This window comes from Paracidovorax anthurii (genome assembly GCF_003269065.1).
Lineage (GTDB): Bacteria > Pseudomonadota > Gammaproteobacteria > Burkholderiales > Burkholderiaceae_C > Paracidovorax > Paracidovorax anthurii.
The window spans coordinates 1-23,019 of the sequence record NZ_QLTA01000010.1 but is presented as its reverse complement, the minus strand read 5'-3'; the positions used below and the strand labels follow the sequence as shown (position 1 = coordinate 23,019).

At 65.7% G+C, this 23,019-nt stretch carries 24 protein-coding genes and 1 pseudogene; 18 read left to right on the top strand and 7 right to left on the bottom strand.

Annotated elements, in window-relative coordinates; genetic code table 11:
• The first annotated feature begins 194 nt into the window (after positions 1-194).
• Together AX018_RS07025 and lolA are read left to right on the top strand one after the other, a co-directional pair.
• A complete protein-coding gene (locus tag AX018_RS07025; RefSeq protein WP_111876596.1) occupies positions 195-2,534 on the top strand; it encodes a DNA translocase FtsK in 2,340 nt (779 codons plus the stop codon).
• Positions 2,535-2,575: 41 nt separating this feature from the next.
• Entirely contained in the window at positions 2,576-3,208 is a 633-nt protein-coding gene (lolA, locus tag AX018_RS07020; protein WP_111876595.1) for an outer membrane lipoprotein periplasmic chaperone LolA, read from the top strand.
• 9 nt (positions 3,209-3,217) lie between these two features.
• On the opposite strand, the gene AX018_RS07015 is transcribed toward lolA, so the two are convergent.
• Positions 3,218-3,577: a DUF1304 domain-containing protein gene (locus AX018_RS07015; RefSeq protein WP_111876594.1), complete on the bottom strand. Its 360-nt coding sequence runs from the start codon at positions 3,575-3,577 to the stop codon at positions 3,218-3,220.
• Positions 3,578-3,886: 309 nt separating this feature from the next.
• On the opposite strand from AX018_RS07015, the gene AX018_RS07010 reads away from it, so the two are divergent.
• From AX018_RS07010 to AX018_RS06990, 5 genes are all read left to right on the top strand, one after another.
• Complete coding sequence (locus tag AX018_RS07010; RefSeq protein WP_111876593.1) at positions 3,887-5,227, top strand: replication-associated recombination protein A; 1,341 nt, start codon at positions 3,887-3,889, stop codon at positions 5,225-5,227.
• A gap of 306 nt (positions 5,228-5,533) precedes the next feature.
• A complete protein-coding gene (locus AX018_RS07005) occupies positions 5,534-6,463 on the top strand; it encodes a branched-chain amino acid ABC transporter permease (RefSeq protein ID WP_111876592.1) in 930 nt (309 codons plus the stop codon).
• Positions 6,464-6,482: 19 nt separating this feature from the next.
• Positions 6,483-7,559: an ABC transporter permease subunit gene (locus AX018_RS07000; RefSeq protein ID WP_111876591.1), complete on the top strand. Its 1,077-nt coding sequence runs from the start codon at positions 6,483-6,485 to the stop codon at positions 7,557-7,559.
• Between the two features lie 26 nt (positions 7,560-7,585).
• Complete coding sequence (locus AX018_RS06995) at positions 7,586-8,368, top strand: ABC transporter ATP-binding protein (RefSeq protein WP_111876590.1); 783 nt, start codon at positions 7,586-7,588, stop codon at positions 8,366-8,368.
• Between the two features lie 2 nt (positions 8,369-8,370).
• The gene (locus AX018_RS06990; protein WP_111876589.1) at positions 8,371-9,099 is read left to right on the top strand and encodes an ABC transporter ATP-binding protein; all 729 of its coding nucleotides are present in this window, start codon (positions 8,371-8,373) and stop codon (positions 9,097-9,099) included.
• Positions 9,100-9,214: 115 nt separating this feature from the next.
• Here the strand turns inward: AX018_RS06990 and AX018_RS06985 are convergent, their stop codons facing one another.
• A complete protein-coding gene (locus AX018_RS06985; protein WP_111876588.1) occupies positions 9,215-9,811 on the bottom strand; it encodes an outer membrane beta-barrel protein in 597 nt (198 codons plus the stop codon).
• A 332-nt stretch (positions 9,812-10,143) separates the two neighbouring features.
• Here AX018_RS06985 and AX018_RS06980 point away from each other — a divergent pair, with 332 nt between their 5' ends.
• Both AX018_RS06980 and AX018_RS06975 read left to right on the top strand, forming a co-directional pair.
• On the top strand, positions 10,144-10,791 hold the full coding sequence (locus tag AX018_RS06980) for a DUF47 domain-containing protein (protein ID WP_111876587.1): 648 nt from the start codon (positions 10,144-10,146) through the stop codon (positions 10,789-10,791).
• A 25-nt stretch (positions 10,792-10,816) separates the two neighbouring features.
• Positions 10,817-11,827, top strand: a complete 1,011-nt coding sequence (locus tag AX018_RS06975) for an inorganic phosphate transporter (RefSeq protein ID WP_111876586.1) — start codon at positions 10,817-10,819, stop codon at positions 11,825-11,827.
• Positions 11,828-11,908: 81 nt separating this feature from the next.
• Here AX018_RS06975 and AX018_RS06970 read toward each other — a convergent pair whose 3' ends face one another.
• Positions 11,909-12,364 (bottom strand): TM2 domain-containing protein, encoded by a 456-nt coding sequence (locus AX018_RS06970; protein ID WP_111876585.1) that lies wholly within the window; start codon positions 12,362-12,364, stop codon positions 11,909-11,911.
• Between the two features lie 31 nt (positions 12,365-12,395).
• Positions 12,396-12,917: a GNAT family N-acetyltransferase gene (locus AX018_RS06965; protein WP_111876584.1), complete on the bottom strand. Its 522-nt coding sequence runs from the start codon at positions 12,915-12,917 to the stop codon at positions 12,396-12,398.
• Between the two features lie 124 nt (positions 12,918-13,041).
• On the opposite strand from AX018_RS06965, the gene rpsP reads away from it, so the two are divergent.
• The 6 genes from rpsP to AX018_RS06935 all read left to right on the top strand — a co-directional run bounded on the left by rpsP (position 13,042) and on the right by AX018_RS06935 (position 17,197).
• Positions 13,042-13,293 (top strand): 30S ribosomal protein S16, encoded by a 252-nt coding sequence (gene rpsP, locus AX018_RS06960; RefSeq protein WP_111876583.1) that lies wholly within the window; start codon positions 13,042-13,044, stop codon positions 13,291-13,293.
• Between the two features lie 107 nt (positions 13,294-13,400).
• Positions 13,401-13,976, top strand: a complete 576-nt coding sequence (gene rimM, locus AX018_RS06955; protein WP_111876582.1) for a ribosome maturation factor RimM — start codon at positions 13,401-13,403, stop codon at positions 13,974-13,976.
• 18 nt (positions 13,977-13,994) lie between these two features.
• Positions 13,995-14,765: a tRNA (guanosine(37)-N1)-methyltransferase TrmD gene (gene trmD / locus AX018_RS06950; protein ID WP_111876581.1), complete on the top strand. Its 771-nt coding sequence runs from the start codon at positions 13,995-13,997 to the stop codon at positions 14,763-14,765.
• A gap of 136 nt (positions 14,766-14,901) precedes the next feature.
• Positions 14,902-15,291, top strand: coding sequence for a 50S ribosomal protein L19 (gene rplS, locus AX018_RS06945; protein ID WP_111876580.1), 390 nt, complete (start codon positions 14,902-14,904; stop codon positions 15,289-15,291).
• 143 nt (positions 15,292-15,434) lie between these two features.
• Positions 15,435-16,163: a CoA pyrophosphatase gene (locus AX018_RS06940; protein WP_111876579.1), complete on the top strand. Its 729-nt coding sequence runs from the start codon at positions 15,435-15,437 to the stop codon at positions 16,161-16,163.
• 41 nt (positions 16,164-16,204) lie between these two features.
• A complete protein-coding gene (locus AX018_RS06935; protein WP_111876578.1) occupies positions 16,205-17,197 on the top strand; it encodes a CobD/CbiB family protein in 993 nt (330 codons plus the stop codon).
• A gap of 44 nt (positions 17,198-17,241) precedes the next feature.
• Here the strand turns inward: AX018_RS06935 and rsgA are convergent, their stop codons facing one another.
• From rsgA to AX018_RS06920, 3 genes are read right to left on the bottom strand one after another with little or no spacing between them, the layout of a single operon-like run.
• Positions 17,242-18,219 (bottom strand): ribosome small subunit-dependent GTPase A, encoded by a 978-nt coding sequence (gene rsgA, locus AX018_RS06930; protein ID WP_111876577.1) that lies wholly within the window; start codon positions 18,217-18,219, stop codon positions 17,242-17,244.
• Between the two features lie 21 nt (positions 18,220-18,240).
• Positions 18,241-18,588, bottom strand: a complete 348-nt coding sequence (locus tag AX018_RS06925) for a 4a-hydroxytetrahydrobiopterin dehydratase (RefSeq protein ID WP_111876576.1) — start codon at positions 18,586-18,588, stop codon at positions 18,241-18,243.
• The gene (locus AX018_RS06920) at positions 18,585-19,913 is read right to left on the bottom strand and encodes a M48 family metallopeptidase (protein WP_111876575.1); all 1,329 of its coding nucleotides are present in this window, start codon (positions 19,911-19,913) and stop codon (positions 18,585-18,587) included. Before AX018_RS06920 ends, AX018_RS06925 begins: the two co-directional genes overlap by 4 nt.
• A gap of 89 nt (positions 19,914-20,002) precedes the next feature.
• Between AX018_RS06920 and orn the strand changes: the two genes are divergently transcribed.
• The 3 genes and pseudogenes from orn to AX018_RS06905 all read left to right on the top strand — a co-directional run.
• On the top strand, positions 20,003-20,584 hold the full coding sequence (orn, locus tag AX018_RS06915) for an oligoribonuclease (RefSeq protein ID WP_111876574.1): 582 nt from the start codon (positions 20,003-20,005) through the stop codon (positions 20,582-20,584).
• Positions 20,585-20,862: 278 nt separating this feature from the next.
• A complete protein-coding gene (locus AX018_RS06910; RefSeq protein WP_111876573.1) occupies positions 20,863-22,632 on the top strand; it encodes a DEAD/DEAH box helicase in 1,770 nt (589 codons plus the stop codon).
• Positions 22,633-22,740: 108 nt separating this feature from the next.
• Positions 22,741-23,019, top strand: a pseudogene (locus AX018_RS06905) (IS3 family transposase); the annotation flags it as partial.

The window sequence follows — 23,019 nt, the reverse complement described above, 5'->3', positions numbered from 1 at the left end:
CGCGGAAGCCTCCCGCACTTGCGGACGGGACCCGGGAGTATCAACCCGGCCGCGCGCCGTGCGCGGGCGGGGTTTTCAATCGGGTCGATTGTAAGAAGCCATGGAAAGCCGTGGCCCGCCAGGGGCGCAAGCGGTGCCGGGAGGGCATCCGCCGGGCCGGGGGCTTGGGGTAAGCTTGCCGCGCTCTTCGACTTATGACGTACTCCCTCAATACCCTCAATGCTTCTTCCGGGGGCAAATCCGCGCCGCGCAGCATGGCCGCGCGCTTCGGCCACGAGATCGGCCTGGTGGTCGGCCTGCTGGCCCTGGTCTTCTGGCTGCTCGCGCTGGCAAGCTATTCGGCGCAGGACGCCGCCTGGTCCACGTCCGGTGCCCAAGATGGGAAGCTGATGGCCAACTGGGCCGGCCGCCTGGGCGCCTGGCTGGCCGACAGCAGCTACTTCGCCCTCGGTTTTTCGGTCTGGTGGTGCGTGGCCGCCGGGGCGCGTGCCTGGATCGCGTCGCTCGCCCGCTGGATGCGTGGCGGCGATGCGGCCACGGCGGGCGGGCAGAGCCCGCTCGCGCGCCGCCTGATGTTCTGGTGCGGCCTGGCGCTGCTGCTGTGCGCAAGCACCGCCCTGGAATGGTCGCGCCTCTACCGGCTGGAGCCCCTGCTGCCCGGCCACGCGGGCGGCGTGCTCGGATACCTGACCGGGCCGGCGGGCGTGAAGTGGCTGGGCTTCACGGGCTCCGGGCTGGTGGGCGTGATCGCCGTCATCGCGGGTGCCGCCCTGGTGTTCCGCTTCTCGTGGGGGCAACTGGCCGAGCGCCTGGGTGGCCGTATCGACGCGCTGGTCCAACTGGGCCGCGCGCGCCGCGAAAAGGCGCGGGACCTCGCCGCCGGCAAGCGGGCGGCGCGCGAGCGCGAGGAAGTGGTGCAGGAAGAGCGCCACGAAATCCAGGAGCACCACCCGCAGCCCGTGCAGATCATCGAGCCCGTGCTCACCGACGTGCCGCAGAGCACGCGCGTGGTGAAGGAGCGGCAGAAACCCCTGTTCACCGAGATGCCCGACAGCCGCCTGCCGCAGGTGGACCTGCTCGACGGCGCCCAGGCGCGGCAGGAAACCGTGGCGCCCGAGACGCTGGAGATGACCAGCCGCCTCATCGAGAAAAAGCTCAAGGACTTCGGCGTGGACGTGCGCGTGGTGGCCGCCATGCCGGGCCCCGTCATCACGCGCTACGAGATCGAGCCCGCCACGGGCGTCAAGGGCTCGCAGGTGGTCAATCTCGCCAAGGACCTCGCGCGCTCGCTCTCGCTCGTCTCCATCCGGGTGATCGAGACCATTCCGGGCAAGAACTACATGGCGCTGGAGCTGCCCAACGCCAAACGCCAGTCCATCCGGCTTTCGGAGATCCTCGGCTCGCAGGTCTATCACGAGGCCAAGAGCCTGCTCACCATGGGCCTGGGCAAGGACATCGTGGGCAACCCGGTAGTGGCCGACCTCGCCAAGATGCCGCACGTGCTGGTGGCGGGCACCACGGGCTCGGGCAAGTCGGTGGGGATCAACGCGATGATCCTTTCGCTGCTCTACAAGGCCGAGGCGCGCGACGTGCGCCTGCTGATGATCGACCCGAAGATGCTGGAGATGTCGGTGTACGAAGGCATCCCGCACCTGCTGGCCCCCGTGGTCACCGACATGAAGCAGGCCGCCCACGGCCTGAACTGGTGCGTGGCCGAGATGGAGCGGCGCTACAAGCTCATGTCCAAGCTGGGCGTGCGCAACCTCGCGGGCTACAACGTGAAGATCGACGAGGCCAAGGCGCGCGAGGAATTCATCTACAACCCCTTCAGCCTCACGCCAGAGGAGCCCGAGCCGCTGGAGCGCCTGCCGCACATCGTGGTCGTCATCGACGAGTTGGCCGACCTGATGATGGTGGTGGGCAAGAAGATCGAGGAGCTGATCGCCCGCCTGGCGCAGAAGGCGCGTGCGGCCGGCATCCACCTGATCCTGGCCACCCAGCGCCCCAGCGTGGATGTGATCACCGGCCTCATCAAGGCCAATATTCCCACCCGTATCGCGTTCCAGGTCAGCAGCAAGATCGACAGCCGCACCATCCTCGACCAGATGGGCGCCGAGGCGCTGCTGGGCATGGGCGACATGCTCTATATGGCCAGCGGCACGGGCCTGCCGATCCGCGTGCACGGCGCGTTCGTCTCCGACGAGGAGGTGCACCGCGTGGTGAACTATCTCAAGTCCCAGGGCGAGCCCGACTACATCGAGGGCGTGCTCGAAGGCGGCACGGTCGATGGCGACGATGGAGCCTTCGGCGAAGGGGGAGGGGGTGAAAGCGGCGAAAAAGACCCCATGTACGACCAGGCGGTGGAAGTGGTGCTCAAGGACCGCAAGGCCAGCATCTCCTACGTCCAGCGCAAGCTGCGCATCGGCTACAACCGCTCCGCACGCCTCCTGGAGGACATGGAGAAGGCCGGTCTCGTGAGCGCCCTCACCGCCAGCGGCCAGCGCGAAGTGCTGGTGCCCCACCGCGGCGAGTGATTGCCGGCCCGCCGCGGCCCCGTGACAAGGATGGAACGACGATGAAACAGTGGTTTGCTATGGTTTTCATAGCTGCATGTGTCCAGAATGCAGCGGCAGATGGACTGAAGAGCCTGGAATCCTTCATGAAGGGCTCCCAGGCCGGGCGCGCGGACTTCACGCAGACCGTGACGGCCCCGCCCAAGGACGGGCAGGCCGCCCGCACCAAGACCTCCAGCGGCACCTTCGAATTCCAGCGGCCCGGGCGCTTCAAGTTCGTGTACGCCAAGCCTTTCGAGCAGACCATCGTGGCCGACGGCAAGACCCTGTGGCTCTATGACGCTGACCTGAACCAGGTCACCCAGCGCGCACAGGCCCAGGCCCTGGGCACGACGCCCGCCGCCCTGCTGGCCTCGGCGCCGGATCTGCAGGCGCTGCGCAAGGATTTCGCGCTGGAGTCGGCGCCCGACCAGGACGGACTGCAGTGGGTGCAGGCCACGCCGAAGGCCAAGGAAGGCCAGCTCAAGAGCGTGCGCGTGGGCTTCCAGGGCGAGCAGCTGGCGGCGCTGGACATCCTCGACAGCTTTGGCCAGCGCTCGGTGATCCGGTTCAGCAATCTGCAGTCGAGCGCTTCGCTGCCGGCATCCACCTTCGAATTCAAGGCGCCGCCCGGCGCGGACGTGGTGCGCCAGTGACGGCCCGGCTCAGGCGAGCCAGAGCAGCGCGAGGCCGATCGCGGCGGGCACCGCCTGGATGAAAAGGATCTTGCGGGATGCGGTGGCCGCGCCGTAGAGACCGGCCACCAGGACGCACAGCAGGAAGAACGCGATGACCGAGTGCCCCTGGGGGCCACCGAGCCAGAGCCCCCAGAACAGCCCCGCGGCCAGGAAGCCGTTGTACAGCCCCTGGTTCGCCGCCAGCACCCGCGTCGCCGCCGCGCGCTCGGGCGTCTGGCCGAAGGCGCGCAGCCCGGCCGGCCGCTCCCAGAGGAACATTTCCAGCACGAGGATGTAGACGTGCAGCACGCCGATCAGGGCGGCGACGGTATGGGCGGCGAATGACATGGATGGACTCCTCCGGACGAAATGGGTTGGAATGGGGCCGGCGGGCCGTGTGTGCGGCCGCCAGTGGCGCGCATTGTGCGCGAGCATGCCGTGGTGCGCGGACGCATGCCGGACAGGCCTGTTCTCCGCCGGCGTGCCATGGCCCGGCCGGGCGATGCCCCGCCTTGGTGCAGGGTCTCGGGGGCATGAATAATCCGGCGGGCAGGCGGGGGGTGTCCTGCTTCCCCCTCGCGCCGGTTCTGGCTCCGGTCATTCCATCCGTCCATCCACGTACGACTTCTTTCTTTCCGCCGCATCCCGCATAGCTCCATGGCCGATCTGTTTTCCGCTCCTCCTTCCGCGCCGCTGGCCGAAGCGCTGCGCCCCGCCAGCCTGGACGAGGTGATCGGCCAGTCGCACCTCATCGGGCCGGGCAAGCCGCTGCGGCTCGCCTTCGAATCCGGCAAGCCGCATTCGATGATCCTGTGGGGGCCGCCCGGCGTGGGCAAGACCACGCTCGCGAGGCTGACCGCCAGCGCTTTCGGCTACGAATTCATCGCCCTGTCGGCGGTGTTCTCCGGGGTGAAGGAGATCCGGGCCTCGATGGAGCAGGCCGAGCACCATCTGGCGCGGGGCCGGAAGACCATTCTTTTCGTGGACGAGATCCACCGCTTCAACAAGAGCCAGCAGGATGGCCTGCTGCCGTTCGTGGAGTCGGGTCTCGTGACCTTCGTGGGCGCCACGACCGAGAACCCGTCTTTCGAGGTCAATTCCGCGCTGTTGTCCCGGGCGCAGGTCTACGTGCTGCAGGCACTGACGGACGACGAGCTCCGGCAGCTCGTGCGCCGCGCGCAGGAGAAGGTGCTGGAGCATCTGGCGTTGGACGATGCCGCCGTGAGCACCCTCGTGGGGTACGCCGACGGCGATGCGCGCCGCCTGCTCAATCTGCTGGAGCAGACCGACACGGCCGCGCGGGCCGCGGGTGCCGCGCAGGTCGATGCCGCGTTCCTGCAGAGTGCGCTCACGCTCAACGCGCGGCGCTTCGACAAGGGCGGGGACCACTTCTACGACCAGATCTCCGCCCTGCACAAGTCCGTGCGCGGGTCGCATCCCGATGCGGCGCTCTACTGGCTGTGCCGCATGCTGGATGGTGGCGCCGACGCCAAGTACCTCTCGCGCCGCATCGTGCGCATGGCGTGGGAAGACGTGGGGCTTGCGGACCCGCGCGCGCTGCAGATCGCGAACGATGCCGCCGCCACCTACGAGCGCCTCGGCTCGCCGGAGGGGGAACTGGCCCTGGCGCAGGCCGTCCTGTATCTTGCGATCGCGCCCAAGAGCAATGCCGGCTACATGGCCTACAACCAGGCCCGGGCCTTCGTCCAGAAGGACAAGTCCCGCGAGGTGCCCGTGCACCTGCGCAATGCGCCGACCCGGCTCATGAAGGAGTTGGGCCACGGAAAGGCCTACCGGTATGCCCACGACGAGCCGCAGGCCTATGCGGCGGGAGAAACCTACCTTCCCGACGCGATGGACGAGCCGGGATGGTACCGACCCGTGTCGCGCGGGCTCGAAGCCAAGATCGCGGAAAAGCTCGCGCATCTGCGGCAGCTCGACGATGCCGCGCGGCAGGCATCCGGACCTGGCGCGGCGCCGTCCTCCACGGCGGAGTGACCCCGCTTCGGCCTTGCATGCCGGCGGCTCGACCGGGCATGCCGGAGGCCGAGGTTCCGACAGTCATCACAGCGCCGCGGATCAGTGTTCCTAATGGCGTAGATGCCGTGCTGATGGACTAAAAATCCTCGGGAAAACCCCGCCCGGCCGTGGTAAGGCGGCGCGATGCATCTGGCTACAATCCCGCACCAAACCCGCGTGGCACCTGTCCTGGCGGGTTTTTTGCTACATGGCAATCGGGCCCAAAAGGCTGAACCGATTCCCGGGCCATCACGGCAGGGACGTCACAAACGAAGGACTTTTTCTATGGACATTTTGCTGCAGCAGATCATCAACGGTCTGGTCCTCGGCAGCATGTACGCCTTGATAGCCCTGGGCTACACCATGGTGTACGGCATTATTCAATTGATCAATTTCGCCCACGGGGAAGTGCTGATGATCGGCGCTCTCACCAGTTGGAGCTGCATCGGCCTGATGCAAGAGGCCATGCCCGGTGCGCCGGGCTGGCTCATCCTCCTCCTGGCCACCATCATCGCCTGCGTGGTCGCCGCCACCCTCAATTTCGTCATCGAGAAGGTCGCCTACAAGCCGCTGCGCACCAGCCCCCGCCTGGCGCCCCTGATCACCGCCATCGGCATGTCCATCCTGCTGCAGACGCTGGCCATGATCATCTGGAAGCCCAATTACAAACCCTATCCCACGCTGCTGCCCACCACCCCGTTCCAGCTGGGCGGGGCGGTGATCACCTCCACGCAGGTGCTGATCCTGGCCGTCACCGCGGTGGCGCTGGCCTCGTTGGTCTATCTCGTCAACTACACCAAGCTGGGCCGCGCGATGCGCGCCACGGCGGAGAATCCGCGCGTCGCGGCGCTGATGGGCGTCAAGCCCGACATGGTGATCTCCGCCACCTTCATCATCGGCGCGGTGCTCGCGGCGATCGCGGGCATCATGTATGCGTCCAACTACGGCACGGCCCAGCACACCATGGGCTTCCTGCCCGGCCTCAAGGCCTTCACCGCGGCCGTGTTCGGCGGCATCGGCAACCTGGCCGGCGCGGTGGTCGGCGGCATCCTGCTGGGGCTCATCGAGGCCATCGGCTCCGGCTACATCGGCACGCTCACGGGCGGCCTGCTGGGAAGCCACTACACCGACATCTTCGCCTTCATCGTGCTCATCATCGTCCTGACGCTGCGCCCCTCGGGCCTGCTGGGCGAGCGCGTGGCCGACCGTGCCTGACACACAAGGAGCCCCTTCCGTGAAAAACACCAAGCTCCAATGGATCTTCGGCGGCATCGCATTGCTCGTGCTGCCCCTGCTGCTGCAGTATTTCGGCAACGCCTGGGTGCGGATCGCCGATCTGGCCCTGCTCTACGTGATGCTGGCCCTGGGCCTGAACATCGTGGTCGGCTATGCCGGCCTGCTGGACCTCGGCTACGTGGCCTTCTATGCCGTGGGCGCGTACCTCTTCGGCCTCATGGCCTCGCCCCATCTCTCCGACACCTTCGCGGGTTTTGCGGCGATGTTCCCCAACGGCCTGCACACGTCGCTGTGGATCGTGATCCCGCTCGCGGCATTGGTGGCGGCGTGCGTGGGTGCGTTGCTCGGGGCCCCCACGCTCAAGCTGCGTGGCGACTACCTCGCCATTGTTACGCTGGGCTTCGGGGAAATCATCCGCATCTTCCTGAACAACCTCGACCATCCCGTCAATCTGACCAACGGCCCCAAGGGTATCGGCCAGATCGATTCCGTGAAGGTCTTCGGTCTGGATCTGGGGCGGCGCCTGGAGTTGTTCGGGTTCGACATCAGCTCCGTCACGCTCTATTACTACCTGTTCCTGGTGCTGGTGGTGTTCAGCGTCATCATCTGCTACCGCCTGCAGGATTCGCGTGTCGGCCGCGCCTGGATGGCCATCCGCGAGGACGAGATCGCCGCCAAGGCCATGGGCATCAACACCCGCAACATGAAGCTGCTGGCCTTCGGCATGGGTGCTTCGTTCGGCGGCGTGTCGGGCGCCATGTTCGGTGCCTTCCAGGGCTTCGTCTCCCCCGAATCCTTCAGCCTGATGGAGTCGGTGATGATCGTCGCCATGGTGGTGCTGGGCGGCATCGGCCATCTGCCGGGCGTGATCCTGGGCGCCGTGCTGCTGTCGGCCCTGCCGGAAGTGCTGCGCTATGTGGCCGGCCCGCTGCAATCCATGACGGACGGCCGGCTCGACTCCGCCATCCTGCGCCAACTGCTCATCGCACTGGCCATGATCATCATCATGCTGCTGCGTCCGCGCGGCCTGTGGCCAGCGCCCGAGCATGGCAAGAGCCTGGTGCGGAAGTCCTGAGAACCACCCCTTCGAGAGCAACGAACATGGCAGAAACAACCAACGAGGTGGTGCTGAAGGTCGCCGGCATTTCCAAGCGATTCGGCGGGCTGCAGGCCCTCTCCGACGTGGGCATCACCATCCAGCGCGGTCAGGTCTATGGCCTCATCGGCCCCAACGGCGCCGGCAAGACCACGTTCTTCAACGTCATCACCGGCCTCTACACGCCTGACAGCGGCAACTTCGAACTCGCGGGCAAGCCCTACGAACCCACGGCCGTGCACGAGGTGGCCAAGGCAGGCATCGCCCGTACCTTTCAGAACATCCGCCTCTTCGCCGAAATGACGGCACTGGAGAACGTGATGGTGGGGCGCCACATCCGCACCAAGTCGGGGATCATCGGCGCCGTCTTCCGCACCAAGGGCTTCAAGGACGAGGAGGCGGCCATCGCCAAGCGCGCCCAGGAGCTCCTGGACTACGTGGGCATCGGCAAGTACGCCGATTTCAAGGCGCGCACGCTGTCCTACGGCGACCAGCGCCGCCTGGAGATCGCCCGGGCCCTGGCCACCGATCCTCAATTGATCGCGCTCGATGAGCCAGCCGCCGGCATGAATGCGACCGAGAAGGTGCAACTGCGCGAATTGATCGACCGGATCCGCCAGGACAACCGCACCATCCTGCTCATCGAACACGATGTGAAGCTGGTGATGGGCCTGTGCGACCGCGTCACCGTGCTCGACTACGGCAAGCAGATCGCCGAGGGCACGCCTGCCGATGTGCAGAAGAATGAAAAAGTGATCGAGGCCTACCTGGGCACCGGAGGACATTGAGCATGGCCGAGACATCCAGCAAAGTACTGCTTTCCGTGAAGGGCCTGAAAGTGGCCTACGGGGGCATCCAGGCCGTGAAAGGCGTGGATTTCGAGGTCCGCGAGGGCGAGCTCGTATCGCTCATCGGCTCCAACGGCGCGGGCAAGACCACCACGATGAAGGCCATCACCGGCACCCTGGCGATGAACGATGGCGACATCGAGTATCTGGGGGAAAGCATCAAGGGCCGGGGCGCCTGGGATCTCGTGAAGAAGGGGCTCGTGATGGTGCCCGAGGGGCGTGGCGTGTTCGCGCGCATGACCATCACCGAGAACCTGCAGATGGGCGCCTACACGCGCAACGACAAGGCCGGCATCGCTGCCGACATCGAGAAGATGTTCACCATCTTCCCGCGCCTGCGCGAGCGCAAGGACCAGCTGGCGGGGACCATGTCGGGCGGGGAGCAGCAGATGCTTGCGATGGGCCGCGCGCTCATGAGCCAGCCGAAGGTGCTGCTGCTCGACGAGCCCTCCATGGGCCTGTCGCCGATCATGGTGGACAAGATCTTCGAGGTGGTGCGCGACGTCTACGCGCTCGGCGTGACCATCGTGCTGGTGGAGCAGAACGCCAGCCGTGCGCTGGCGCTGGCCGACCGCGGCTACGTCATGGAGTCGGGCCTCATCACCATGACCGGCCCCGGCCTGCAGCTGCTGAACGATCCGCGCGTGCGCGCCGCGTACCTGGGCGAGTGACCACCCGTCCGGACCCCGGGCCGCAGTGGCGGCGGGGAGTGCATGAGAAAAGCCCCGAGAGGGGCTTTTCCCTTTCTCGGAGCCTGTGTGTGGTGGCCGACTGGGGCCTTGGCGCTCAGTAGCGGTACTGCACGCCCAGCGTGGTCATGTCCACGTCCGATTTGCCGTCGGCAAAGTGCAGGCGATGGCGTTCCCACTCGACCACGGCGGCCCATTGGGGATTGAAGGCCCAGCGCAGGCCGCCGCCGAAGGAGAGGCCGAAGCCGTTGTCGTTGCCCGTGGTCACGCCAAAGCCGGGGTTGCCCGAGGTCTTGGTGCGGCCGTAGGTGGTGCCGACCTTCCCGAAGACATCGAACTGGGTGCCGATCGGGGCGCGGCCCACCAGGCTGAGGTTCAGGCCCTGGGCCTTGGTTTCTCCCCCGATGCGGTGGGCGCTGCCGAAATTCAGGTAGCCGAATTCGACGCCGAAGTTGGGGTTGAAGTAGCCGCCCGTGTAGAGCTTCCAGGCGGTGTCGCTGTCATCGAAGTTGAAGTTGCCCGTCCCGCTGCGGAGGTCGTATTTGGACTTGCCTCCGCTCAGTCCCAGATAGCCTTGCTCGGTACTGGGTATGACGGAATTGCGGGAGGAGGTCTGGGCGTGGACCGCCACCGCGCCGCAGGCGAGTGCAATGGCGCAGGAAAGAAGCCGGACCGGGTGTTTCTGTTTCTGCATGGAGAGAGTCCTTGGAGGGTTGGGCCAATCGACGAGGGCGAGCGAGCATCAAGGTGCGCGGGCCATCGCCCTTGAACGGGATCGAACGTCCATTGGAAGCCCGGGATGCGCAAAGGTTTGTGGGCGCTCACGTGCCGTGCTCGTAGGAATCTTCCGACGTTCTTTCTCCCGGCCGGGTTCAAGATCGCCCATCTGTGGGCATATCGCCGCATCGCGGGGTTGCAGTGAAAGGCGCGCTTAAACTCGCGCCTTTCTTGAAACCGTCATCTTTTCGTCACATTCGCGGCAAAGCCGCCCGTGGCGCATGCCTGAAAGCAATCCCAGGAGTCCGCATGTTGTTTGGAAAGCTGTTGCCCCGCGAGGGCAATTTTTTCGAGATGTTCAACCAGCATGCGGATCGCATCGTGGAAGCAGCCCGCGCGTTTGCGCAGCTGGTGGCCAATTACAACGATCCGCATCTGCGGGACAAGTACAACCAGGACGTCGACAACGCCGAGCGGGCCGCGGACCGCGTCACGCACGAGGTCAATCGCGCGCTGCACAAGACGTTCATCACGCCCATCGACCGCGAGCAGATCCATTCGCTCATCAACACGATGGACGACGTGGCGGACCTGATCCAGGATTCGGCCGAGACCATGGCGCTCTATGACGTGCGCCACATGACCGAGGAGATTTCCCGCCTGACGGATCTGAGCCTCAAGTGCTGCGAACGCCTGCGCGATGCCGTCAGGCTGCTCGACAAGATCGCCGACCCGGCCGTGGCGGAGGCGGCCATCAAGACCTGCGAGGAAATCGACCGCCTGGAGGGCGATGCCGACCGCGTAATGCGCAGCGCGATGAGCAAGCTCTTCCGCGAGGAGCCCGATGTGCGCGAAGTGCTCAAGCTCAAGGCCATCTACGAGTTGCTGGAGACCATCACCGACAAGTGCGAGGACGTGGCCAACCACATCGAGGGCATCATCCTCGAGAACTCCTGATCTCCGGCGGTCGCAGGTTTAAAGCATGGAAACCGTACAAACCGCCCTGTGGGTCGTGGTCCTCCTGGTCGCGCTGGCCATCCTGTTCGATTTCATGAACGGATTCCACGATGCTGCCAATTCGATCGCGACGGTCGTTTCGACCGGGGTGCTCAAGCCCACGCAGGCCGTGGTCTTTGCCGCGTTCTTCAATTTCATCGCCATCTTCGTCTTCCATCTGAGCGTGGCCGCCACGATCGGCAAGGGGATCGTGCAGCCCGGGGTGGTCGATACCCACGTGATCTTCGGCGCGCTGGTGGGGGCCATCACCTGGAATGTCATCACCTGGTACTACGGCATTCCGAGCAGCTCGTCGCATGCGCTGATCGGCGGCATCGTCGGCGCGGTCATCGCCAAGGCGGGAGCCGGGGCGCTGATTTCGGCGGGCATCCTCAAGACCGTGGCCTTCATCTTCGTGTCGCCGCTGCTGGGGTTCCTGCTGGGCTCCCTCATGATGGTGGCTGTGGCGTGGATCTTCCGGCGCACCCGTCCGAGCAAGGTGGACAAGTGGTTCCGCAGGCTGCAACTGCTGTCGGCCGGTGCCTACAGTCTGGGGCACGGCGGCAACGATGCACAGAAGACCATCGGGATCATCTGGCTGCTGCTCATCGCGACGGGCTATGCGTCGGCCTCGGACACGGCCCCTCCCACCTGGACCATCGTGGCGTGCTATCTCGCGATCGGCCTGGGCACGATGTTCGGCGGCTGGCGCATCGTCAAGACCATGGGCCAGAAGATCACGAAGCTCAAGCCCGTCGGCGGCTTCTGCGCCGAGACGGGCGGCGCGATGACGCTGTTCCTGGCGACCGCTCTGGGCATTCCGGTGTCCACCACGCACACGATCACCGGCGCCATCGTCGGCGTCGGGTCCACGCAGCGTGCCAGCGCCGTGCGCTGGGGCGTGGCGGGCAACATCGTCTGGGCCTGGATCCTGACCATCCCGGCCAGCGCTTTCGTGGCGGCCATCGCCTATTGGGTCAGCCTGCAGCTGTACTGATCCACGGTGGCGGGGCGCGGAGGGTGGTTTGCTCCTTTTTTGGGAGCAATCTTTCCAGATTTCACGGCGACATGGAGCCGATTACTGTGAAATCTTCCGCGCTTCCTCGATCTGGTACTCGAAATAGCGCTGGAAGCTGAATGCGAGGCTTGCCATCAGCACGGCCGTGCCCACCAGCAGCGACAGTGCGATCGCGAAAATCGTGAACCAGTGGGTTCGGCCTGCCGGTGCATCCAGGGGCGCCTGGGGATTGAAGCGGGCGTTCCACCGCTCCGGCGTCATGAGGCCATAGAGGATCGCGCGCAGGGCGCATCCGGCGATCGTGAAGCCCAGCAGGGGAATCAGTACCCAGCTGAGGTGGTCATCCTGCCCCCACTGCTGCACGCGCTGGATGCCGTGGATGCCCAGCGCCGTGGGAATCGGCAGCATCCAGCCGATCAGGTCAGCGGCCCCGTAAAGATAGAAGCGGTGCAGGCCCAGCGGACCGCCCAGGAAGGCGAGCCAGGCGGCGATGGTCTTGTTGCGGGTCCGGGTCATGGCGTTGCGCTGCCTCAGTGGGTTTCCGGGATCATTCAGGGGCCGTGGTGTCGCCTGCGCCCAGCGACTTTTCCATGAGCACGATGTCGCGCCAGGCCCCGAACTTCCAGCCCATGGAGCGCATCACGCCGATCTGCGAAAACCCCGCTGTGCGGTGCACGCCCACGGAGCCCGTGTTGGCCGAATCGCCGATCACCGCCAGCAGTTTGCGCACGCCCGCAGCCTCGGCGGCAACGCACAGGGCCTCCAGCAGCTGGCGGCCGATGCCCTGGCCGCGCGCCGTCTCCGCGACATAGATCGAGTCTTCCGCGGAAAAACGGTACGCGGGCCGGGGCTTGAACCAGTTCGCATAAGCGAACCCGAGGATTTCGCCGTTGTCCTCGGCCACCAGGTAGGGCAGGCTGCGTGCCAGCACATCGGCGCGCCGGGTCGCCATTTCGGCGGCGCCCGGCGGCTCTATCTCGAAGGTGCCGGTGCCGTGGAGCACATGGTGCGCGTAGATGGCGGTGATGGCCGCGACGTCTTCGTCGCGGCTGGGGCGGATGGTGGGCATGCGTGAGTCGGGGCTATAATCACTGGCTTTGCAGCGTGTCGCTGGCCGGGTGGCCATGTCGCGTGTCTCAAACGCCGCAAAAAAACCTCAGCAGCATTTGCTGTACCCACCCGAAGGATTCATTATGGTCGTGATTCGACTCTCCCGCGGCGGCTCCAAGGGCCGTCCGTTCTTCAACATCGTCGTGGCCGACAAGCGCGTGCGCCGCGATGGCCGCTTCATCGAGCGCCTGGGCTTCTACAACCCCACGGCCAAGGGCGGCGAAGAAGGCCTGCGCATCGCCCAGGATCGCCTGACGTATTGGACGGGCGTTGGCGCCCAGACGTCTCCGACCGTGGAGCGTCTGATCAAGCAAGCCGCCAAGGCGGCTGCCTGATCACAGCGCCCAGCGCGTTTTCCGGGTGATCGACTGCCCGGATGAGGCGGGTTCCGTCGCTGTAGCGTGCGGAGCCCGCCTTTTTCATTGATTCATTCCTCTCGACCATGCCGAATCTTCCCGTCCTGGATCCCGCCGATCTGCCCCCTGATGCGGTGGAGGTCGGGCGCATCGCGGATGCATGGGGGATCAAGGGATGGTTCAAAGTGCTGCCCCACAGCGCCGATCCCGAGGCGCTTTTCTCGTCCAAGCGCTGGTATCTGCTGCCCAGCGAGAAAGGCGCAAAAAGCTTCTTCACCGGCACGGTGCTGCTCGCCATCCGGCAGGCGCGGGAGCATTCCGGCTCCATCGTGGCGCAGGCGCAGGGCGTGGATGACCGCGATGCCGCGGATGCCTTGCGCGGCGCGCGCATTTTCATTCCCCGTTCGAGCTTCCCCACGGCCGCGGAGGATGAGTATTACTGGGTGGATCTCATCGGTCTCGATGTCGTCAATCGCGAGGGCCTTGCGCTGGGCAAGGTGCGTGAATTGCTGGCGACAGGGCCCCAGACCACGCTGGTGCTGACCCAGGAGCAGGAAGGTGGGAAGGCGCTCGAACGGATGATCCCGTTCGTGTCGGCCTTCGTGGACCAGGTGGATCTGGCGGGGCGCCGCATCGTGGTGGACTGGCAGCCCGACTACTGAGGGTGGTGCCCGGCTGCCATGCGCTTCGACGTCATCACTCTCTTTCCCGAAATTTTTGCGCCGTTCCTCGCGAGCGGCGTCACGCGGCGTGCCTATGCGTCCGGCCTGGTGGACGTCCGGCTCTGGAATCCGCGCGACCATGCCGAGGGCAACTACCGCCGGGTGGACGATCGTCCCTTTGGCGGCGGGCCGGGCATGGTGATGATGGCGGAGCCGCTCGAGCGTTGCCTGCAGGCGATCCGGGCAGACCGGGCCGAACCGCGCGATGCGCAGGCTCCCCTCGTGCTGTTTTCCCCGATCGGCCGGAGGCTGGACCATGCGGGGGTCGTGGAGTGGTCAAGCCGTGGCGACGGGGCGGTGCTGCTCTGCGGCCGCTATGAAGGGGTCGATCAGCGCTTCATCGACGCGCATGTCGATTGCCAGTGGAGCCTGGGCGACTTCGTGCTCTCGGGCGGCGAGATACCCGCCATGGCGTTGCTGGATGCGGTGGCGCGGTTGCAGCCGGGCGTCCTGAACGACGAGGGCAGCCACCAATCGGACAGCTTCAATTCCGCACTCGACGGATTGCTGGATTGCCCCCACTACACCCGCCCCGAAGAGTGGCAGGGCCACGCGGTGCCGCCCCCCTTGCTGACCGGGCACCACGCGCAGATCGAGCGCTGGCGCCGCGATCAGCGGCTGATCGTCACGGCGCGGCATCGCCCGGACTTGATCGACGTGGCGCGAGCCGCAGGCCGCCTGAGCCGCGCCGATGAGGCCATCTTGGCGAAAACGGCCGGCTTGCTATAATCAGAGGCTTTTCGATCCTCTGTCCGGCCGCTGACGGGCCACATACGCCAACAACATCTGGCGAATCGCCCCAGCACCTTGCGTCAATCCCGACGCCTGCCAATTCTGGCGCGGTCATGATCGTTGGATGCCTCAAATGAATCTGATCCAGACCCTCGAGCAGGAAGAAATCGCCCGCTTGAACAAGACCATTCCCGAGTTCGCGCCTGGCGACACGGTCATCGTGAGCGTGAACGTGGTGGAAGGCAACCGCAAGCGCGTGCAGGCCTATGAAGGCGTGGTGATCGCCAAGCGCAATCGCGGCCTCAACAGCGGCTTCACCGTGCGCAAGATCTCCAGCGGCGAAGGCGTGGAACGCACGTTCCAGACCTACAGCCCGCTGATCGCCAACATCGAAGTCAAGCGCCGTGGCGATGTCCGCCGCGCCAAGCTGTACTACCTGCGCGACCGTTCGGGCAAGTCGGCCCGCATCAAGGAAAAGCTGCCCTCGCGCGTCAAGGTTGCCACGCCTGCCGCTGCTGCCTGAGGTTCTCCGCTTTCTCTGGCACGAAGCCGCTACAGTCACCTGTAGCGGCTTTTTTCATGGCGCTTGGCTCCGTGGCTGGTGCCGTTGCCGGTGGAGGCCGCCAAGCCGCCCACTTCCTCGCCACCAAGCCGCGTCGGGCTTTCATGTCTTCTTCCCCTTCTCATGCTCCTGTCCCCGGGCCTGCCGTTGCGCTGACTGCGCTGCCGGGCTTCGATCCCCGGCGCGTGCCGGTGCTGCGTGAGGATGAACGCTTGCCTGCGGTGCCGCTGGCGGCGCAGACGCCGGATGCGCTGCGGCGGCGTTTCGCGGCACCTCCGGCCTGGACGCCCGACGTCTTGCGGGAGCGGGCGATGACGGATCGCCCTCCAAGGGATGCCGCCGTGCTGGTGCCCATCGTGCTGCGGGAATCGCCCACGGTGCTGCTGACGGAGCGGACGGCGCATCTGTCCACGCACTCCGGACAGGTCGCCTTTCCCGGTGGGCGGGTCGATCCGGAAGATGCGGATGCCGCCGCCGCGGCGCTGCGTGAGGCCCGCGAGGAGGTCGGACTGGATGAGCGGCATGTGGAGGTGCTGGGCACCTTGCCGCTGTACGTGACCGGAACGGCTTTCGCCATCACGCCCGTGGTTGCGCTCGTGCGGCCGGAGTGCGAGCTGAACTCCAATCCCTATGAGGTCGCCGACGTGTTCGAGGTCCCCCTGGCGTTCCTGCTCGACCCTGCAAATCACCACAGGCATGCCATGGAGGTCGATGGCATTCGCCGTGAGTGGTTCTCCATGCCCTATACGGATCCGGCAACCGGCGCACTGCGTTTCATCTGGGGTGCGACGGCGGGCATGCTGAGAAACTTCTATCGCTTCATGCGGGCGTAGCGCGGCTGGCGCGGTGGGGTCCGCCCAGTATGATTGCCGGCATGAGTTTCTTTGCCATCCTCATGGCGCTGCTGATTGAGCAGGCCCGCCCGCTGGCGCGCAGCAACCCGATCCATGCCGGAGTGCGCGCATGGGCGCTGTCCGTGAGCCGCAACTTCGATGCGGGCAAGTCCCACCATGGCTGGGTGGCCTGGACCCTGGCCGTGTGCGTGCCTTCGCTGATCGTGCTGGGCGTGCACTGGCTGTTGTGGTCGGTGGTCGGGTGGCCTGCCGCGATGGTGTGGAGCGTCATCGTGCTGTACGTGACCCTGGGCTTCCGGCAGTTCAGCCACCATTTCACGGACATCCGCGATGCGCTCGAAGAGCGTGACGAGGATGCGGCCCGCGCCCGCCTCGCCGCCTGGCAGCAGGTGGATGTCGGGTTGCTGCCGCGCAGCGAGATCGTGCGGCATGTGATCGAGTATTCGGTCATCGCTGCGCACCGCCATGTGTTTGGCGTGCTGGCGTGGTTCTCCATCTTTGCCGCGCTGGGGCTGGGGCCGACGGGTGCGGTCTTCTACCGGCTCTCCGAGTTCGTGTCGCGGCACTGGGGGGCTGACAGCCGCCGCGCCAGCGTGGCGAATCCTGCCAGCGTGTCCTTGCAGCGCGCCTCGGCCCAGGCCTGGACCGTGGTGGATTGGCTGCCCGCGCGTTTCACAGCCCTCAGTTTTGCGGTGGTGGGCAGCTTCGAAGAGGCGATCGATGGCTGGCGTTTCCATGCGCAGCATTTTCCCAATGACAACGATGGCGTGATCCTGGCGGCCACTGCGGGGGCCATCAACGTGCGCCTGGGAGGCGAAGCCCTGCCGGCGCGTTCAGACCTGTTGTCCGACGGCGTGCTGAACCCCGATGCGGGAGAAGCCGGCAGCGACAGCACGCCCGGCCGCGAGCCGGAGGTGGGGCATCTGCGCAGCGTGGTGGGCCTGGTCTGGCGGTCCGTCGTGGTGTGGATGCTGCTGCTGGCGCTGCTTTCGCTGGCGCGGCTGCTGGGGTGAGTGATCTGCCGGTGCCTGTGGGGTGCTGGCGGCTCTCGGGAAAGTTACCAATGCCGGTGCTCGCTCAGCTCGGCATATAGGTTGCTATATATCTGATAGCGGCTGGCGCTGATTCCATGCCGACATGGCGCAGGTTTTCCTTGAAGCTCATCCACGCGGGCCATGACGGCGCAGCCCGGCTCGTGCAAATGGGTGCAGTTGTAGAACTTGCAGTGCGCCGCATGCTGGCCGATGTCTGGCATGAGCCTTGCCAGATCGGCCGCGGCAATATGGTGCAGGCCGAATTCCTGGAACCCGGGGGAGTCGATGAGCGCTGTGGTGCGCTCCGCTTCATCCACCCAGTACCACGTCGTTGTCGTCGTGGTGTGTTTCCCTGAGTTCAGTGCCTGGGAGATTTCGCCCGTCTGCGCGCGCGCGTGGGGCACCAGCAGGTTGATGAGCGTGCTCTTGCCGGAGCCCGATGGCCCGAGGACCAGGGTGGTCTTGCCGCTCAGCTGTTCCCAAAGCGCGGTCTTGTCCACCTCCCCGGATTGGGTGAGCGACAGGGGCAGGACGCGGTAGTGGTGCTGCCCGGGGCCCTCGCCGCCCATGTGGCGGTAGGGCCAGAGGCGTTCCCACGCCCGCTCGAACGGCTCGACCAGATCGCTCTTGTTGAGCGCGATGAGCGGCGTGATGCCTTCGGCCTCGGCGGCGATGAGCGCCCGGGCCAGCTGGCTTTCCGAGAACACGGGCTCGGCGGCGATGAGAATCAGGACCTGATCCAGGTTGGCCGCGAACGACTTCGTGCGGATCTCGTCCTGCCGGTAAAACAGGTTGCGGCGCTCCTGCACCTTTTCGATCGTGCCTTCCTCGCCCTGTCCGGGCGGAGGCGCTTGCCAGAGGACCCGGTCGCCCACGACGGAATGGCTCTTCTTGCCGCGCGGGTGGCAGATACGCCGCGTGCCGTCGGGGCTCTCAACCAGGCAATGCCGTCCGTGGCTGGCGACCACCAGGCCTTCGCGGGGTGTACTGCGCTCAGCCATGTCGCGGACCCCTGCGGCGCTTCATGCGGATGCCGTCAGAAGCGCATCGAATCGGGCGGCGCACTCGAAGTCCGTGGCGGAAATGCCCTGGACATCGTGGGTATTGAGCCGGACCACGCAACGGTTGTAGTGCACCGAGAGGTCCGGGTGGTGGTCCTGCGCATTGGCGATGAATGCGACCGCATTCACGAAAGAAATGGTTTCGTGGTAATCGGCGAAGCGGTAGGTCTTCTCGATCGCGACGGCGGTGCCGTCACCGCTCAGGGCCCAGCCTTGCAGCTCGGCCAGGCGGGACACGATTTCCGTGGGGTTGAGCGCGCGCCGGGTGAGCGCGGACCAGTCTTTCTTGGTGAGCATGGAGTGGGTCATGGGGAGGGTGTGGGCAAGGGCATGCGCGCCAGCCGCTCGCTGGCGGGCGGGTGGGAGTAGTAGAACCGTGCATACACCGGGTCGGGTGTCAGCGTGGAGGCGTTGTCTTCGTAGAGCTTGAGCAGTGCCGAGGCGAGATCGCCGCCCTGGGCCTGTGCCATGGCATAGGCGTCGGCCTCGAATTCGTCGCGGCGGGAGAGTTGTGCGAAGACGGGGGAAATGAAGAAGGTCAGCACGGGCGTTGCCAGCAGGAAGAGCAGCAGTGCCAGCGCGTCGTTGGGCGCAGGGGATGGCATGCCCGGCAAAGACAGATTGGGCTGCACGCCCAGGCCGAAATAGAACCATGGCTGGCCCGACAGCCAGCCCAGCAGGGCGAACCCGAGCAAGGTCATCGCGAACATTCCGACCATGCGGCGGGTAATGTGGCGATGCTTGAAATGGCCGAGTTCGTGGGCGAGCACGGCCTCGACCTCGCCAGGGTGGAGCTGCTTGAGCAGGGTGTCGTAGAACACGACCCGCTTGGCTGCGCCGAAGCCCGTGAAATAGGCATTCGAATGCGCACTGCGGCGGCTGCCATCCATCACGAAAAATCCCTTCGCCATAAAACCGCAGCGTTGCATGAGGGCCGTGACACGGGTCTTCAGGGACTCGTCCTCCAGCGGCTGGAAGCGGTTGAAGACCGGCGCGATGAAAAGCGGGTAGATCACCATCAGGAGGAGGCTGAACGCTGTCCAGGCCCCCCAGGCCCACAGCCACCAGAGCGAACCGGCCGCGCCCATCAGCCAGAGGATGAGGGCCGCGATGGGCAGGCCGATCAGCGTCCCCATCAGTGTGGATTTGGCAAGGTCCCAAAGCCAGAGGCGTGCGTTCGTCTTGTTGAACCCGAAACGTTCTTCGAGGACGAATGTCCGGTAGATCGCCATGGGCAGGTCGATAAGGCCATTGATCACGGCGAAGGCCCCCAGCAGGGCCAACTGCTGGACCATGCCCCCGCCGAGGACGGAGAGCAGTGCCTGGTTGAGGGTATCCAGCCCGCCCAGCAGCGTCCAGCCAAGCAGTATCGCCGCGCCCAGTGCGGTGTCCAGCAGGTCCAGCCGGGCCTTGGCGATGGTGTAGTCCGCGGCCTTCTGATGGGCCGGGAGCGGAATGCGGGCCGCGAAGGCCTCGGGCACTGCATGCCGATGGCGTGCCACGTGGCGCATCTGCCGGGATGCCAGCCAGAAGCGCGCCACCAGGCCTGCGAGCAGCAACAGGGCGAAGATGGCTGTCAACAGTCCGGCGGGTGTGGCGAAATAGGACAACGAGGAGGAGGGGGGCGCGAGCATGTGCCGGAAGTTTAGGGCAATGCCACGGGGTGGCCCGAGGCGTGGGTCGCCAAGACCGAACGTGCCAGGCCTTGGGCGACAATTCCGCCATGTCCGATACCGACTTTGCTCCCCCGCCGCCTGTCCTTGCCAAAACCGACCAGAACTTCGTCTGGCTCGACTGCGAGATGACCGGCCTGAACCCTGAAACCGATCGTCTGCTCGAAATCGCCGTCGTGGTGACGGGGCCGGATCTCGAGCCGCGCGTGGAGGGGCCCGTATTCGCCATCCACCAGTCCGATGCGCTGCTGAATGGAATGGATGCCTGGAACAAGGGGACGCACGGCCGCAGCGGATTGATTGAGAAAGTGCGGGCCTCCACCGTGACCGAGGCGCAGGCGGAGCAGGCGATCCTGGAGTTCCTGGCCCGCTATGTCCCGAAGGGCGTGGCCCCCATGTGCGGCAACAGCATCGGCCAGGATCGCCGGTTTCTCGTGAAATACATGCCCAGGCTGGAAGCGTTCTTTCACTACCGCAATGTGGACGTGAGCACGCTCAAGGAGCTTTCCAAGCGATGGAAGCCCGAGGCCTACTCCACGTTCAAGAAAGCCCAGCGGCATACGGCGCTGGCGGACGTGCACGAATCGATCGACGAACTGGCGCACTATCGCCGGCATTTGCTCGCGCTTTGATCCAGTCGCTGGATTGCGGGAAAACCCGAACCGTGCGAGAATCAAGGGCTTGCGCGGAAATGCTCCTCTTGGTGAGCCGAATTTTCGTGCAATCTGTGCATCTCCCCTTCACACCGGGCCGTGGCCTGCCGCAGCAATGCGGTCTGGAATTGCCACACCAATGCCCACCTGCCCCGCCACGCGGGCGCTGGTTTCGTTGAATGGTTGATGTTTTTTAACCATTAACGAAGCCTCCGCAGGCATGCGCCTGCGTCCGTCTTCGTGTGAGAAACATATTCATGACCGACACTTTGCCAGTGCAGGGCGACTCCGCGCCTGCAGATTCTTCTTTCGTGGCTGCTTCCGATGCCTGCGATGTGGTGACGACTTCCGCGGAGGTCGCTGCGCAAGCGCCTGAAGCGCCCAATGGTTTCGTGCAGCTGGGGCTGGCCCCCGAACTCGTGCAGGCCGTCGCCGATCTGGGCTACACCCAGCCCACGGGTGTCCAGGAGCGGGCCATTCCCCTCGCCATGGGCGCTGGCAGCGCGGAGGGGCGTTTCATCGACCTGATGGTGTCGAGCCAGACGGGCAGCGGAAAGACCGCGGCCTTCCTGCTGCCGGTGCTCCACACCCTGATCCACCAGCAGGCACAAGCCCAGGCCGCTGCCCGTGCCGAGCAAGAGGCCGCAGCTGCCGAAGCGGCGGCGCGCGGCGAGCCGTCTCCGAAGCGCTCCAAGCGCAAGGATCCGACCAATCCTCGCCACTTCAAGGCCGCCACGCCGGGCGCGCTGGTGCTGTGCCCCACCCGTGAACTGGCGCAGCAGGTGGCGCACGATGCGATCGAGCTGGTGCGCCACTGCCGTGGCCTGCGCGTGGCGAACGTCGTTGGCGGCATGCCTTACCAGTTGCAGATCGCCAAACTGCAAAATGCCAACCTCGTCGTCGCCACGCCGGGCCGGCTGCTGGATTTGCAGCGCTCGATGCAGATCAAGCTCGATCAGGTGCAGTTTCTCGTGGTGGACGAGGCGGACCGCATGCTGGACCTCGGCTTCTCCGATGATCTGGCCGAGATCAACGAACTCACCAACCAGCGCAAGCAGACGATGATGTTCAGCGCCACGTTCGCGCCGCGCATCCAGCAGTTGGCCATGCGTGTCATGCACGACGGCGGTGCATCGGTCAAGAAAGTGCAGATCGATTCCCCTCAGGAGAAGCACGCCAACATCAAGCAGATGCTTTTCTGGGCCGACAACGCGCAGCACAAGCGCAAGATGCTGGATCACTGGCTGCGCGACACGTCCATCAACCAGGCCGTGGTCTTCGCGAGCACGCAGGTGGAGTGCGATGGACTGGCCAACGACCTTCAGCAAGATGGCTTCTCCGCAGTGGCCTTGCATGGCGCCCTGAGCCAGGGCCTGCGCAATCGCCGGTTGATGGCGCTGCGCAATGGGCAGGTGCAGATTCTGGTGGCCACGGACGTGGCGGCCCGCGGCATCGACGTTCCCACGATCACGCACGTCTTCAATTTCGGCCTGCCGATGAAGGCGGAAGATTACACGCACCGCATTGGTCGCACGGGCCGCGCAGGCCGTGATGGCCTGGCGGTGACGTTTGCCGAATTCCGCGATCGGCGCAAGATCTTTGACATCGAGGGATACAGCAAGCAGCCGTTCAAGGCTGAAGTGATTCCGGGACTGGAGCCGCAGCAGCGCTTCCCGCAGGCCCGCGCGGACTTCGCGCCCGGTCGGGGCCATCGCAGCGATGGGTTCTCGCGGGATCGCAAGGGCGGTGGTGGTTTCGGCGATCGTGGAGCGCGGGGCGGCTCCCATGGTGGACCGCGGCCGGAGCGTGGCTCTTTCGGTGGGCAACGGGATACCGACGGCTATGGGCGCAAGCAGGGCTTCGGCGATGCAGGCCGGGGACCCGGTGGCAGCGCACCACGAGGCGCTGCGGGTGCGGCCGCGCCTCGCGGAGGCTTCGGTGATCGCCGAGGCAGTGCGGGTGGCTTCGGTGGAAAGCCGTTCGCTCCCCACGACGCCAGAAAGCGCCCGGCCCGTTCACCGCGCTGAGCGAGAATCCAGGCCATCCAGAAGCCGACCCGCGGGTCGGCTTTTTTCATGGGCATGACCCGTCCTGCCAGGTGTTGACACCTTTTCGTGAAGGAAAGGGCAACAGTGATGGAATCGAGAGTTCGGCGCAGCCAGCGAGACTACACGCTGGCTTTTAAGTTGGGCGTTGTCGAGCAGGTGGAAAAAGGCGAGCTGACGTACAAGCAGGCACAAGAGCGCTACGGAATTCAGGGCCGCTCGACGGTGCTGGTGTGGCTGCGCAAGCACGGACGCCAGGGGTGGGGGCGTGGTGCATCATGTGCAGCTATGCCATTGGACAAGACCCCCAGCGTGTTGACGCCCGAGCAGCAGATCAAGGTGCTGCAGGTGCAACTGAAAGAGGCGAAC

What these genes read in the sequence shown, in the direction of transcription:
- AX018_RS06985 (WP_111876588.1), bottom strand. Translation starts at nt 9,811, where the DNA reads ATGCAGAAACAGAAACACCCGGTCCGGCTTCTTTCCTGCGCCATTGCA.
- AX018_RS06980 (WP_111876587.1), top strand. Translation starts at nt 10,144, where the DNA reads ATGTTGTTTGGAAAGCTGTTGCCCCGCGAGGGCAATTTTTTCGAGATG.
- AX018_RS06925 (WP_111876576.1), bottom strand. Translation starts at nt 18,588, where the DNA reads ATGACCCACTCCATGCTCACCAAGAAAGACTGGTCCGCGCTCACCCGG.
- AX018_RS06940 (WP_111876579.1), top strand. Translation starts at nt 15,435, where the DNA reads ATGTCTTCTTCCCCTTCTCATGCTCCTGTCCCCGGGCCTGCCGTTGCG.
- AX018_RS06935 (WP_111876578.1), top strand. Translation starts at nt 16,205, where the DNA reads ATGAGTTTCTTTGCCATCCTCATGGCGCTGCTGATTGAGCAGGCCCGC.
- orn (WP_111876574.1), top strand. Translation starts at nt 20,003, where the DNA reads ATGTCCGATACCGACTTTGCTCCCCCGCCGCCTGTCCTTGCCAAAACC.
- AX018_RS07005 (WP_111876592.1), top strand. Translation starts at nt 5,534, where the DNA reads ATGGACATTTTGCTGCAGCAGATCATCAACGGTCTGGTCCTCGGCAGC.
- AX018_RS06920 (WP_111876575.1), bottom strand. Translation starts at nt 19,913, where the DNA reads ATGCTCGCGCCCCCCTCCTCCTCGTTGTCCTATTTCGCCACACCCGCC.
- AX018_RS07010 (WP_111876593.1), top strand. Translation starts at nt 3,887, where the DNA reads ATGGCCGATCTGTTTTCCGCTCCTCCTTCCGCGCCGCTGGCCGAAGCG.
- AX018_RS06970 (WP_111876585.1), bottom strand. Translation starts at nt 12,364, where the DNA reads ATGACCCGGACCCGCAACAAGACCATCGCCGCCTGGCTCGCCTTCCTG.
- AX018_RS06910 (WP_111876573.1), top strand. Translation starts at nt 20,863, where the DNA reads ATGACCGACACTTTGCCAGTGCAGGGCGACTCCGCGCCTGCAGATTCT.
- rpsP (WP_111876583.1), top strand. Translation starts at nt 13,042, where the DNA reads ATGGTCGTGATTCGACTCTCCCGCGGCGGCTCCAAGGGCCGTCCGTTC.
- rsgA (WP_111876577.1), bottom strand. Translation starts at nt 18,219, where the DNA reads ATGGCTGAGCGCAGTACACCCCGCGAAGGCCTGGTGGTCGCCAGCCAC.
- rimM (WP_111876582.1), top strand. Translation starts at nt 13,401, where the DNA reads ATGCCGAATCTTCCCGTCCTGGATCCCGCCGATCTGCCCCCTGATGCG.
- AX018_RS06990 (WP_111876589.1), top strand. Translation starts at nt 8,371, where the DNA reads ATGGCCGAGACATCCAGCAAAGTACTGCTTTCCGTGAAGGGCCTGAAA.
- rplS (WP_111876580.1), top strand. Translation starts at nt 14,902, where the DNA reads ATGAATCTGATCCAGACCCTCGAGCAGGAAGAAATCGCCCGCTTGAAC.
- AX018_RS06995 (WP_111876590.1), top strand. Translation starts at nt 7,586, where the DNA reads ATGGCAGAAACAACCAACGAGGTGGTGCTGAAGGTCGCCGGCATTTCC.
- AX018_RS07015 (WP_111876594.1), bottom strand. Translation starts at nt 3,577, where the DNA reads ATGTCATTCGCCGCCCATACCGTCGCCGCCCTGATCGGCGTGCTGCAC.
- AX018_RS06975 (WP_111876586.1), top strand. Translation starts at nt 10,817, where the DNA reads ATGGAAACCGTACAAACCGCCCTGTGGGTCGTGGTCCTCCTGGTCGCG.
- lolA (WP_111876595.1), top strand. Translation starts at nt 2,576, where the DNA reads ATGAAACAGTGGTTTGCTATGGTTTTCATAGCTGCATGTGTCCAGAAT.
- AX018_RS06965 (WP_111876584.1), bottom strand. Translation starts at nt 12,917, where the DNA reads ATGCCCACCATCCGCCCCAGCCGCGACGAAGACGTCGCGGCCATCACC.
- AX018_RS07025 (WP_111876596.1), top strand. Translation starts at nt 195, where the DNA reads ATGACGTACTCCCTCAATACCCTCAATGCTTCTTCCGGGGGCAAATCC.
- trmD (WP_111876581.1), top strand. Translation starts at nt 13,995, where the DNA reads ATGCGCTTCGACGTCATCACTCTCTTTCCCGAAATTTTTGCGCCGTTC.